The following is a 12,108-nucleotide window of genomic DNA, read 5'->3' on the forward strand; positions in this document are numbered from 1 at the left end:
CAGGCATGGCCGTGGCGGCTGGCGCCCTGGCGGTGTGTGCACCCGCGGTCGCGGCCTGGCCCGAGCGGCCCATCACCCTGATCGTGCCTTTCCCGCCAGGCGGCACGACCGACATTTTCGCCCGCACCATCGCCGAGCACATGCGGCCGGCGCTGGGCCAGTCCATCGTGGTCGAGAACAAGCCGGGGGCGGCCGGCAACCTGGGCGTGGCCGCGGCGGCGCGCGCGCAGCCGGACGGCTACACCATCGTGCTGGGCTCGGTGGGTACGCAGAGCGTCAATCAATTCCTGTACAGCAACATCGGCTTCAATCCCGCCACCGACCTGGTGCCGCTGGGCATGATCGCGTCCACGCCCAACGTCATGGCGGTGGCGGCCGGATCGCCCTGGCGCACGCTGGACGACGTCATGAAGGCGGTGAAGAAGGACCCGGGCAAGTATTCCTATGCGTCGCCCGGCATCGGCTCGTCGGTGCACCTGACCGGTGCGTATTTCGAGTCGATGGCGGGCTTGCAGATGCTGCACGTGCCGTTCAAGGGCTCGTCGGCCGCGATCCCCGCGGTGATCGGCGGGCAGGTCGATATCCTGATGGACAACCTGCCCAGTTCGATGGCGGCGTTGAAGGCGGGCGACCGGCTGCGCGGCATCGCCGTCACGTCGGCCGAACGCAGCCCCGCCGCGCCTGACCTGCCCACCATGGCCGAGGCCGGGCTGCCGGGCTTCGAGGTCACCGCGTGGTCGGGCCTGTACGCGCCGCGCGGCACGCCCGCGCCGGTGGTGGACAAGCTGATCGCGGCGATGAAGCAGGCCCTGCAATCGCCCGCCTTGAAGCAGTCGCTGGCGCAGGGGGGCGCTACGCCCGGCAACCTGTTCGGCGCGGATCTGGCGGCCTTCGAGGTGAAGGAACGCGACAAGTGGGGCAAGCTGATCCAGAGCCGGGGGATCAAGGCCGATTGAGGGCGGGCGGGGCCGGCAATCGGCCCCGCGGCGTCATGCCGCCAGTGCGAACGCCGCCGGATCCACGGCGGGACGGCGGCCCCGCATCAAGTCCGCCAACATGCGGGCGCTGCCCGCGGCCAGCGTGAAGCCCAGGCCGCCATGGCCGGCGTTCAGCCATAGATTGCGCCACGGCGTGGCGCCGATGAGCGGCTTGCCGTCGGGCCGCGCGGGGCGCAGGCCGGCCCAGGCCTGGGGCGCACCCGCAGGATTCAGCCGGGGAAAGAAACGCGCCACGTCGTCGCGCAGGCTTTGCACGCGGCGCGGGTCGATGGCCGCGTCCGCCGCGCCGATGTCGACCATGCCGGCCACGCGCAGGCGCTGGCCCAGCCGCGCATACACCACCTTGCGGCCGATATCGCTGATGCTGGAGACGGGCGCGATGCTGTCGTGCGTCAGGTCGTAGGTCAAGCTGTAGCCCTTGAGCGGGTAGATGCGCAGGTCCAGCCCGATGCGCCGCGCCAGCAACTGCGCGCCGATGCCGCCGGCCAGCACGTAGTGATCGGCCTGCAGGTCGCCGTCGGGCGTGGACAGTGCGACGATACGGCCGTTCTCGGTGCGCAGGGCTGACACCGGGGTATTGAAATGAAAGCGCGCCGGGCCGGGCGCGGCGCGCAGGATGCGGGCCAGTTCATCGCACAGCCGCAGGCAGTCGCCGGCGTCTTCGGTGGGCGTATAGATGGCGCCGGCGATGCTGGCGCCGATGTCGGCCAGCGCGGGTTCCAGGTCCAGGCAGGCCTGGCGGTCCAGCGCACGCTGTTCGCAGCCCAGCGACGCCTGGTAGTCCATCTGCGCCAGCGCACGGCCGTAGCTGGCGGCGTCCTGGTAGACCAGCAGCTTGCCGCTCGAACTGAAGTCGAATGCCGGCCGTTCCTGCCCGACCAGCTCATGCACGCACAAGCGGCTGTACAGGCCCAGCGCCAGCAGCTCGCGCGTGGTGGCGCGGCTTTGGGCGCGGGTGCAGGCGCGCAGGAAGTCCAGGCACCAGCGCCATTGCGCCGGGTCCAGCCGCGGACGCCAGCGCAGGGGCGTGTCGCGGCCCAGCAGCCAGGCGGGTAGCTTGGGCAGCACCGCGGGGTCGGCCAGCGGCGCCACGAAACTGTAGCTGAGCTGGGCGCCGTTGGCCCGGCTGGTGCCCAGGCCGGGGCCGGGTCCGGCGTCCACCACGCTGACCTGGTGGCCTTCGCGATGCAGGGTGTAGGCAGTGGCCATGCCGACCACGCCCGCGCCGATGACGATAGTGCGCATGATGCTCCAAGGAAAGGCGCCGCCCGCGGGACGGCGTCGGATGGCAGGGATGCCGCGCGGCGGGGCCGCGCGATTCAGACGGGGATCAGGCGGCTGGCGGGTCCGAAGAAGCGGGCGTGCCGGGGCCGGCCCATGCCGGCGTGTCAAAGCCCGGCGCCGCGCGGTCGTCGCCGCGCAACAGGCGGCCCGGCCGCGCGCCGGTGGGCGCGCCGTGTTCTTCGACCAGTTGGCCGTTGACCAGAACCGCCTGGATGCCGGCGGACGGTTGCATCGGGTCGGCGAAGGTGGCCAGGTCGGCCACGGCGGCCGGGTCGAACACCACCACGTCGGCATAGCAGCCGGCGCGCAGCACGCCGCGGTCGCGCAGGCCGAACTGCGCGGCGGTCAGGCTGGTCATGCGGCGTATGGCCTGCTCCATGCCCAGCACCCGCATTTCTCGCACATACCGGCCCAGCACCCGCGAAAACGCGCCCCACAGCCGCGGGTGCGGCCGCTGGTCATGCGGCAGGCCATCAGAGCCGATCATCACGTTGGCGTGGCCGATGACGCGTTTGACGTCGTCTTCGTCCATCGAGAAATAGATGGCGCCGCCCGGCGAGAGTTCTTCGGCCAGGCGCTGTGGGTCCTTGCCTTCGCGGGCCGCCAGTTCGCGCAGGTCCACGCCCTGGATCTCGGGCCGGGTCTGTGACCAGGTCACGATGATCTTCTCGCCGGCCGGCACGCGGCGCGGCTCCAGGATGGTGGACGAGGCCGCGTAGGGATACACGTCCATGCCCACCGGCTGGTCGGCGCGCACGCGGTCGTACAGCGCCAGCGTTTCGGCGGTGCGGCCGTGGTTGTGCTTGCCGGTGACCTTGTGGTGCGACAGGATGGCCGGCACGTCGGCCGCGCGGCCGATCAGAAAGGCCTCTTCCATGGACTCGCAGACGTGGTCGGCCTCGTCGCGCAGGTGGGTGGTGTACAGGCCCTGCCAGGCGGCCAGCGGTGCGGCCACGCCGATCACCTCTTCGGTGCTGGCGTGCATGGCGGTGGGGTAGTACAGGCCGGTGGAAAGGCCCGCTGCGCCCGCGGCCATGGCCTGGTCCAGCGCGTGGCGCATGGCGGCGATTTCCTTTTTGTCGGCGGGCCGGTCCAGCCGGTCCATCGCCGATACCCGCAGGCTGGAATGGCCCACCAGCGCCAGGCTGTTGACGGCGGCGGGGTGGGCGTCCAGCGCGGCGGCGTAGTCCTGCATGCGGGCATACAGTTCACCGGTGTGCTGGGCCAGCAGGTTCAGCGGCGGCGGCACCGTGTCGCCCGGCGCACGCACCGGCGCCAGGCTGATGCCGCAGTTGCCCGTCACCACGGTGGTGATGCCCTGGCTGACCTTGGGGCGCATCAGCGGCGAACCCAGCAGGGCGCGATCGTCGTGGGTATGGCAGTCGATGAAGCCCGGCGCCACCACCTTGCCGGTGGCATCCAGGCGGCGCGGGGCGGTCCAGGCGGCGCCGTCGCCGATGGCGGCGATGCGTTGGCCCGAGATGGCCAGGTCGGCGCGGCGGGCGGGGCTGCCCAGGCCGTCGGCGATCAGGCCGCCGCTGATGATGAGGTCGTAGTCCTGCGGATGCGCTGGCATGGAGGGTGTCAGGTGTCGGTATTGGCGGGCGGCCGGGCTTTCTTGCGGCGCGCCTCCAGGGTGGCGAGGGATTCGGTGTTGAGCGGTTCGGGAAAGCCGTGCTTGACCAGGTGTTCCAGGGCGCCGTTGATGCGGTCCCAGCCTTCCGGGGTGCGCAGGGGCACGCCCAGGAAGTGGCTTTCGGTCTTGGCGCGCAGCATCAGGTACAGCACGCCGGCCAGCATCACGCTGACGACGGCGGGCGCGTCCATGTCGCTGGTCAGGCCGTCGACGCGGTCGATGAAGCCGCGCGCGGCGCGCTCGCGGCGCTCGGCCAGCGGCGCGGACACGTCGTTGCGCTCGATCAGTTCCCAGCGGCGCACTTCACGCAGCGACTCGTTGCCGGCCAGTGCGTCGATCTGGGCGCGCAGCATGGACAGCACCAGGTCGCCGGGGCTGCGCTGGCTGGACTCGTCGGCGGCCAGCAGGCCCGGGTTGCGGGTCCAGAAGTCCTGTTCCTGCATCCAGGCCAGCATCAGGCCGGGCATGCCGTCGAAGTAGCGGTAGATGAGTTCCTTGCTGACCCCGGCGCGCTTGGCGATGGCATTGATGCCCACGCCCTGCATGCCGGTTTCCTTGATCTGGTCTTCCAGGGCCTGCAGGATCTGGCGCTCGGTGTTTTCACGTCGGGACATGGGCCGATTCCTTCATGAGGATGAGGGAGCGGGCGGGGTCCGGCAGACCGAACACCCGGCCGTCGGCCATGTCGACGACTAGCTCGCTGACGGTATGGCCGATATGCCTGCCATCTTGCCAGACTTCGCTGCCCAGGTAGACGGCGTTGGCGCGTCGGCGGGCGGCGGGAAACGACGGATCGGCCTGCTCGATGGCGCTGACGCGCAGGCGGGCGTCGACGTGCACCCGGTCGCGCGGACCGGGCTGGATCGTCACCGGTGCGCGCAGGCTCAGGGCCCGGCACGCGCCGGTCGCGCCCGTCAGCACCTGCCAGGCCAGGTCGGCCATCGCCTCGGCCAGCGGCGGGCAGGGAAAGATCGAGTTGTGCAGCACGGCCAGCCGGCAGGCGCCGTCGTCGCGGGCGGCCTGGCCATGGTCGGGGCGGCGAGCCACCCGGCTGGTGTTGCCCCAGGCCAGGCGGCCGTCGGCGGCCAGGGCGATCAGGCCGGCATCGACTTCAGGGTGGGCCTGCAATACCTCGGCCACGGCGGATTCGGGCGCTTGCCCGGCGGCCAGGCGCCGCAGCACCGCCTGGTTCAGCGGCACGCCGTCGGCGCCCGGGCGGTTGGGCAGCCGGTGGCCGGTCACCAGCCCGACGCCGTCGGCGCCCGGCAGGAATTGCACCAGCGGTTCGGGGCGGTCGGGGCCGCTTTCGATCAGGGCCGCATGGCGGGCCCGCAGCCAGGCCGGCGGCAGGTCCAGCGCCGTCACGCCGCCGCGCTGGACTGTCGCGTGCTGCACCCGGCCGTCGTCGTCCAGCACGGCGACCACCGCGAAGCCGCCGATGGCGCCGTGGCCCAGCAGTTCGGCCCCCAGCGCGGCGGCGTGCACCGCGGCGCCGGCGTTGGGGCCGTAGGCGGCGACGCCGATGGTCATGCGGAGTTCCTGGTCGTGGGCATGGCGTCAGTCCGTATTGCTCGTCACCGGGTCGACGATGTTCAGGTTGGTGATGAAGCGCTGGAACAGCATGGCCAGCGCCAGCGGCGGCAGGGCGGCCAGCATGCTGGCCGCGGCGAACAGGCCCAGGTCGGCCCGAAAGCCCGGCATCAGCGGCGACAGCCCCAGCAGGGCCGCCGACAGCGTCTGCGCGGCCGTGCCGCCTGTCAGCACGATGGCGAACAGCAGATCGTTCCAGCCCACCAGGAAGGCGATGATGAAGGCCGCGGCAATGCCGGGCAGCGCCATCGGCAGGGTCACGTGGCGCAGCATCTGCCAGCGGGTGCAGCCGTCCATCCGCGCGGCGCGTTCGATTTCCACCGGCAGCGACGCGAAGTAGCCCATCAGCACCCACGACAGCAGCGGAATGACGGCGGTCAGGTAGACGATCCACAGCCCGAACAGGCTGCCGGCCAGGCCGATGGCGGCAAAGAACACGTAGTACGGAATCAGCAGGGCAATCGGCGGCAGCGTGCGCGAGGCCAGCAGCACGTACAGCAGCGGCCCCTTGAAGGGAAACTCGAAACGCCCCAGCACGTAGCCCGCCAGCGTGGCGATGGCGGTGCCGGCCGCCGCCGCAGGCAGCGCCACCAGCGCGCTGTTGACGAAGCCGGCCATGATGGCGCGGGTCTGGCCGCCGAAGATCGAATCCGAGCTGGACAGCCCCAGCACCCGCAGGTAGTTGTCGAAGGTATAGCCGCCGGCGTTGTGTGCCACGCCCATGATGATGGCCGACTCGTCCATGAACGAGGCCTTCAGCGTCCAGTACAGCGGGAACAGGCACCAGAACGCCACGGCCGCCACGCCGGCCCCGACCAGCCAGGGGCGCCAGCCTTCGCCGGCCGCTCTTGCGGTTTCACTACGCATGGCTGGCTCCTTGCGGACGCTTCTTGCGGATCAACATGAAATACGCCGTCGCCAGCAGCAGCGACAGCACCGTCAGCAGGAAGGCGGCGGCCGACGCCAGGCCGTATTTCGAGAACTCGAAGTTGTAGCGGAAGATCAAGAGCGGCAGGATCTGCGTGGACGTGCCCGGCCCCCCGCGGGTCAGCGAGAACAGCAGGTCGAACTGCCGCACGGCTTCCACCGTCATCACCACCAGCACGATCAGCGTGGTGTGCTTCAGGTGCGGCAGCGTGATGTGGCGAAAGCGCGCCAGGGGGCCGGCGCCGTCCACCCGCGCGGCGCGGTACAGGTCGCGCGGAATGGTCTGCAAGGCAGCCAGGTAGAAGAAGCTGCCCAGCGGCGCGATGTGCCACACGAAGGCCAGCGCCACCCAGAACAGCGCCCAGTCGCTGCCCAGCCACACGGTGCCCGGGCCGGCCAGGCCCAACGGCGTCAACAGACCGGTCAGCGCACCGAAGCTGGGATTGAGCAGGAAGGAAAACACCGTGGCCGTCACCACTTGCGACATGGCCCAGGGCAGCAATGCCAGTCCGCGCACCAGGCCGCGCAGCGGCATTTCTTCGTTGAGCACCAGTGCGATGCCCAGCGCCGCCACGAACGACCCCACCACGCACATCGCCACGAAGCCCAGGCTGCGCCAGATGGCGTCGGTCACGGCGGGGTCGGACAGCACTTCGCCGTAGAGATCGGCGCCGACGAATTCCTCTGTGCGCAGGATGGCATTGGTGTCGTGCAGGCTGAGCCAGAACGAATAGCCCAGCGGCACGCCGATGATCAGCGTGTTCAGCGCATACACGGCGATGATGACCGTCAGCGCAAAGCTCAGGTCCGACATCTCTTTGCCGCCGGGGGCGGCGCGCGTCGCGGACGTCTGCGGCAGGCTGGCGGCGCTCATGTGCGCGGCTCCTCGCCGCCATGCACGCGCAGGCCGGCGGCGTCGAACAGGTACAGGCGGGCTTCGGGCAGGGCCAGCGCGATGGGGGCGCCCACCTCGTAGCGGCGCTCCGGCGGCAGGCGGGCGCGCAGGCGCGGCCCGTCTTCGCCCGCGGTGGCCACGTCCACGAACTGGTCCGGGCCCACCGGTTCCACCGCCCAGACATGGCCCTGCAGCAGCACGCCGCTGCCGGCCAGCGGCGCGGGCGCCATGGCTTCGGGGCGGATGCCCAGGGCGGCCTGGCTGCCGGCGGGCAATGCGCGCGCGGCCGCGGCCAGCGCGGGCGGCAACGCGTAGACGCCGCCGGCGGTGCGCAGCGCCGGGGCGCCGTCCTGCGCGTCCAGCGTGCCGCGCAGGAAGTTCATGCCCGGGTTGCCGATGAAGTCCGCCACTTCCATGGTGGCCGGGCGGCGGTAGATGGTGTCCGGGTCGGCGAACTGCAGCAGGTTGCCGCCCGACATCACCGCGATGCGATCGGCCAGCGTCATGGCTTCGACCTGGTCGTGGGTGACGTAGATGAAGGTCGCGTTCAGGCTGCGGTGCAGGCGCTTGAGCTCGACCCGCATGTCGGTGCGCAGCTTGGCGTCCAGGCTGGACAGCGGCTCGTCGAACAGGAACAGGTCGGGGTCGCGCACCACGGCGCGGCCGATCGCCACGCGCTGGCGCTGGCCGCCCGACAACTGGTAGGGCTTGCGGTCCAGCATCGATTCGACCCGCAGCAGCGCGGCCGCGCGGTCGACCCGGCTGCGCACCTCGGCCGCGGGCATCTTCTGCATGCGCAGCGGAAAGCCGATGTTCTCGCGCACGGTCATGTGCGGATACAGCGCGATGCTCTGGAACACCATGGCCACGTTGCGCCGGTGCGGCGGCACCTGGTCCACGCGCCGGTCGTCGATGCGGATCTGGCCGCCCGTGGGCGTGTCCAGTCCCGCGATCATGTTCAGCGTGGTGGTCTTGCCACAGCCCGACGGCCCCAGCAGCACCACGAATTCACCATCGCGGATGTCCAGGTCCAGTGAATGCACGGCCGTGAAGCGCGTGTACGACTTCTGTATGCCTTGCAGGGATACGCTGGCCATGTCAGCTCCGCTTCAAGATCTTGGCGTACTTCTTGTACAGGCCGTCCCAGCGCGCCCGCAGCTCGGTGGCCACCTGCACAGGCGTGCGGGTGCCTTTGATCAGCATGTCCTGCGCGATCATCTCGTGCATGCCGGTATCCCATTCCTGGTACCAGGGCGCCTTCAGGATGTTGGCGGCCACGGCTTTCTCGCGGCCTTCGAACAGCCACTGGTAGACCTGCTCCCTGTAGGCTGGGTACATCCATTTCATGATGGCGGCGCGGCTGTCGGCATCGCGGTACAGCTCGGGAAACGGCACTTCCAGGTTGGCCTTGGCGATCCAGTTCTTGTGCGTGGTCAGCTGGCCGGCGCGGTCGCGGTAGCCGAAGTACTTGACCAGTTCCCACAGCGCGGCCTGCTCGGCGTCGCTGCGCTTGCGGGTCGACATGCACAGCAAGGCATGGCCCACCAGCACCGTGTCGTGGGTGGCGCCCGGCACTACCGGGTTGTAGCTGGAATGCTCGGCGATCTGGCTCTTGGCCGGGTCGTTGTAGTTGAAGCTGTAGTAGTCGATGTTCAGGTGGAAGGCGTGCTGGCCTTTCATCCACGAGCTGGACGTCTCGGTGCCCGACCAGGTCAGCACGGCGCGCTGCACCAGCTCGTCGTCCCACCAGCGCTTCCAGTCGGTCAGCACCTTCACCAGCGGCGTGTCGGGGCCGAAGGTGGCGCGCAGTTCGCCGTTGACAAAGCGCTCGCCTTCGGCAAAGCACTGGGCGATCAGGGCCCATGGCAGGCCGGTCCAGGCGTTGTACCAGGGCATCAGCATGGGGTGCTGGGCCAGGCCCTTTTTCTTGATCTCGCGCGCCTGCTTTTCGACGGTGGCCCAGTCCTGCGGGTAGTCGGCGGCGTTGGCGGTGCCGCCAAAGCCTGCCTCGCCCAACATCTTTTCATTGCGGAACAGGGCGTAGGGGCCGCCGTTGTAGTAGGTCAGGCCCAGGTAGCGGCCGTCGGTGGCGCGGGCATCGTCGACGATGCCGGGGAACATCTGCTTCTGGATGTCGGCCAGGCCGGGCATGTCGTCGATGGGGCGGATCCACCCGGCCGCATACCAGCGCGAGGCCTGGCCGCGCTGGGCGTAGAACATGTCCAGCGGCGCCTTGGCGGCCAGCTGGGTTTCCAGCACCGCGGCGTAGTCGCCGGGAATGGGCGACAGGTTCACCGGCACGCCGCTTTCCTGGGTGAAACGCGTCGCGCCTTGCTGCACGATTTCACTGCCCCAGGGCCAGAAGGCGAAGGTCAGCGGCGCGGCCTGCTGCGCCAGCGCCCGCAGGGGCCAGCCGCCGGCCGCCAGCCCGGCAGCACCGGCCAGGCCCGCGGCGCCGCGCAGGAGAAAGCCGCGGCGGTCCAGGCCGGCGCGGTCAGGCGACGCCGGGCCCGGGTGGGGGTGGCCATCGGGAAAAGGGGGCAGGGGCATGCTGGACTTCCTTGTTGTGGGAACGACGACAAAGAAACGGTGCAGCAACAGCGGTGGGGCGATCGCAATGTGACTGCATGGTCACATCAAACGTGAAGATATGGCTTTCGCGTCCGGGGCAGCAAGGGGGGAGTTTCCCTAACGGGATGCGCCGACGCCTCGGCCCATGCACGGGCGGCGTTTGCCAGGAAGGTTTTCGGGCCGATCCGCAGCCCGGCGGGAATGGGGCCGGCGCGCGGCGGCGCCAGCCCCCGGGGCCGTCAGATCAGCCCGCGAATGCCGGCGATGCCGTGCGCGCCGTGGCGCAAGGCCTGCGACACGGTCTGGGTGGATTGCCCGCCCAGCGCGAACACCGGAATGCCGGCGTCGCGGTTGCCTTCCACAAAGCCTTCCCAGCCCAGCGTGGGCGCGCCGGGGTGGCTGGGCGTATCCAGCACGGGGCCGAGCACCGCGAAGTCGGCGCCCAGCTCGCGCGCATGCACCACCTGCGCGTTGTCGTGGGCGGACACGCCGACCAGCGCGCCGGCCGGCAGCTCGGGGCGGGCCGTCAGGCGGGCGGCATCCGCGCTGCGCAGGTGCACGCCATCAGCCTCGCGCCACCAGGCGGCCGGGTGGGCGCTGTTGACCAGCACCCGCGCGCCCGCGGCGCGGCAGCGCTTGACGATCTGCTGCAGCGCCTCGTGCAGCGAGGCCGATGCCGCGCCGTCCGGCCATTGCGGCTCGCGCAGCTGCACCAGCTTGACGCCGCGCGCCAGCGCCGCATCCAGCCGACCCAGGAAGGCCGCCAGCCCGGCCCGCGAGCCGATGGAACTGATGCCGTAAGCCGTGGGCAGTTGCAGCCAGCGCAGCGGCGGCAGCGTGGCGGGCAAAAGGTCGCCCACCGCGGCGGCGTTGGCCGGGTCTACCCATTCCAGGCGCTGGTTTTCCAGGCTGCGCGGTTCGCCTTCCCACGCCGTGACGTGGCAGAACGCCAGGCGCACCGTGGTGTGGGGGTAGACGTGCACGTAGGTCACCCACGGACGCGATTGCGTCACGCGGATGCCGATTTCTTCCTGCAATTCGCGCGCCAGGGCCTGCAGCACGGTTTCGCCGGGCTCCAGCTTGCCGCCGGGCAGTTCCCACCAGCCCGACCAGGGCTTGCCTTCGGGGCGCTGCCCCAGGAGCAGCATGCCGTCCGGGCGCAGGATCAGGCCGGCGGCGACATCGATGATCTTGTCAGACATGGCGGGCAGCCCAGTCGCGCGCGAATTGGTAGGCGACGCGGCCCGAACGCGAGCCGCGTTCGATGGTCCATTGCAGCGCCTCGGTGCGCGACGGCTCGATCTGCGCCTCGGGGCAGCCCAGCTCGCGCAGCCAGTGGTAGACGATGTCCAGGTAGTCGTCCTGCTTGAACGGGTAGAACGACAGCCACAGGCCGAATCGCTCGGACAGCGAGATCTTCTCTTCCACGGTTTCGCCGGGGTGGATCTCGCCGTCGGGCTGGTGCTTGGCCGCCAGGTTCTCGCTCATGTATTCCGGCATCAGGTGGCGCCGGTTGGACGTGGCGTAGATCAGCACGTTGTCGCCCGAGGCGGACACCGAGCCGTCCAGCACCGACTTCAGCGCCTTGTAGCCGGCTTCGCCTTCCTCGAACGACAGGTCGTCGCAGAACACGATGAAGCGTTCGGGGCGCGAGGCCACCAGTTCGACGATGTCGGCCAGGTCGCCCAGGTCGGACTTGTCGACCTCGATCAGGCGCAGGCCCCGGTCGCCGTAGGCGGCCAGCATGGCCTTGACCAGCGAGCTCTTGCCGGTGCCGCGCGCGCCGGTCATCAGCACGTTGTTGGCCGGCTTCTTGTCGATGAACTGCTGGGTGTTGCGGTCGATGATGCCTTTCTGGCGCTCGATGTGCTGCAGGTCCTGCAGGTCGATGGTGGCTACGTGGCGTACGGCGTCCAGCCAGCCGCGCGAGCCGCGCTTGCGCCAGCGGAACGCGTGCGCGCTCCAGTCGATTTCGGGCGGGGCCGGGGGCAGCCAGGCTTCAAGCTGCGCCAGCACGCGCTCGGCGCGCTGGATGAGGGTGGTGAATTCGTTTGCGGTCACGGTGTAGTCCTGGGAGAGCGAACGGGCGGGCCCTGGCGTCGGGCCCGCGGCGCATTCGCGGGCATCGTCGGATGAGGGGGGCGCGTTCCGCCGCAAGGCGTCCTGGAACACGCGCCGCTCAACGGTTGTCACCGGCCGGGGCCGCA

11 protein-coding genes are annotated in these 12,108 nt (G+C 70.4%); 1 reads left to right on the plus strand and 10 read right to left on the minus strand.

Annotated elements, in window-relative coordinates:
• The first annotated feature begins 5 nt into the window (after window positions 1-5).
• Window positions 6-956: a Bug family tripartite tricarboxylate transporter substrate binding protein gene (locus ACUDP5_RS02580; RefSeq protein ID WP_445659120.1), complete on the plus strand. Its 951-nt coding sequence runs from the start codon at window positions 6-8 to the stop codon at window positions 954-956.
• Between the two features lie 33 nt (window positions 957-989).
• On the opposite strand, the gene ACUDP5_RS02585 is transcribed toward ACUDP5_RS02580, so the two are convergent.
• The 10 genes from ACUDP5_RS02585 to ACUDP5_RS02630 form a co-directional block, all read right to left on the minus strand.
• Entirely contained in the window at window positions 990-2,243 is a 1,254-nt protein-coding gene (locus ACUDP5_RS02585) for a D-amino acid dehydrogenase (RefSeq protein WP_445658100.1), read from the minus strand.
• A gap of 85 nt (window positions 2,244-2,328) precedes the next feature.
• Complete coding sequence (locus ACUDP5_RS02590; protein WP_445658101.1) at window positions 2,329-3,858, minus strand: N-acyl-D-amino-acid deacylase family protein; 1,530 nt, start codon at window positions 3,856-3,858, stop codon at window positions 2,329-2,331.
• A gap of 8 nt (window positions 3,859-3,866) precedes the next feature.
• On the minus strand, window positions 3,867-4,532 hold the full coding sequence (locus tag ACUDP5_RS02595) for a TetR/AcrR family transcriptional regulator (RefSeq protein WP_263915482.1): 666 nt from the start codon (window positions 4,530-4,532) through the stop codon (window positions 3,867-3,869).
• Window positions 4,519-5,448: a DUF6963 family protein gene (locus ACUDP5_RS02600; RefSeq protein WP_445658102.1), complete on the minus strand. Its 930-nt coding sequence runs from the start codon at window positions 5,446-5,448 to the stop codon at window positions 4,519-4,521. The genes ACUDP5_RS02595 and ACUDP5_RS02600 overlap by 14 nt, the downstream gene beginning before the upstream one ends.
• A gap of 27 nt (window positions 5,449-5,475) precedes the next feature.
• A complete protein-coding gene (locus ACUDP5_RS02605; RefSeq protein WP_263915480.1) occupies window positions 5,476-6,375 on the minus strand; it encodes a carbohydrate ABC transporter permease in 900 nt (299 codons plus the stop codon).
• Window positions 6,368-7,309: a carbohydrate ABC transporter permease gene (locus ACUDP5_RS02610; protein WP_445658103.1), complete on the minus strand. Its 942-nt coding sequence runs from the start codon at window positions 7,307-7,309 to the stop codon at window positions 6,368-6,370. The genes ACUDP5_RS02605 and ACUDP5_RS02610 overlap by 8 nt, the downstream gene beginning before the upstream one ends.
• Entirely contained in the window at window positions 7,306-8,427 is a 1,122-nt protein-coding gene (locus ACUDP5_RS02615) for an ABC transporter ATP-binding protein (RefSeq protein WP_263915477.1), read from the minus strand. The genes ACUDP5_RS02610 and ACUDP5_RS02615 overlap by 4 nt, the downstream gene beginning before the upstream one ends.
• Window position 8,428: 1 nt before the next feature.
• Window positions 8,429-9,880, minus strand: coding sequence for an ABC transporter substrate-binding protein (locus ACUDP5_RS02620; RefSeq protein ID WP_445658104.1), 1,452 nt, complete (start codon window positions 9,878-9,880; stop codon window positions 8,429-8,431).
• Between the two features lie 260 nt (window positions 9,881-10,140).
• On the minus strand, window positions 10,141-11,103 hold the full coding sequence (locus tag ACUDP5_RS02625; protein WP_263915474.1) for a Nudix family hydrolase: 963 nt from the start codon (window positions 11,101-11,103) through the stop codon (window positions 10,141-10,143).
• The gene (locus ACUDP5_RS02630; protein WP_445658105.1) at window positions 11,096-11,962 is read right to left on the minus strand and encodes an ATP-binding protein; all 867 of its coding nucleotides are present in this window, start codon (window positions 11,960-11,962) and stop codon (window positions 11,096-11,098) included. The genes ACUDP5_RS02625 and ACUDP5_RS02630 overlap by 8 nt, the downstream gene beginning before the upstream one ends.
• Window positions 11,963-12,108 lie beyond the last annotated feature (146 nt).

The organism is Achromobacter sp. NCFB-sbj8-Ac1-l (assembly GCF_052695805.1).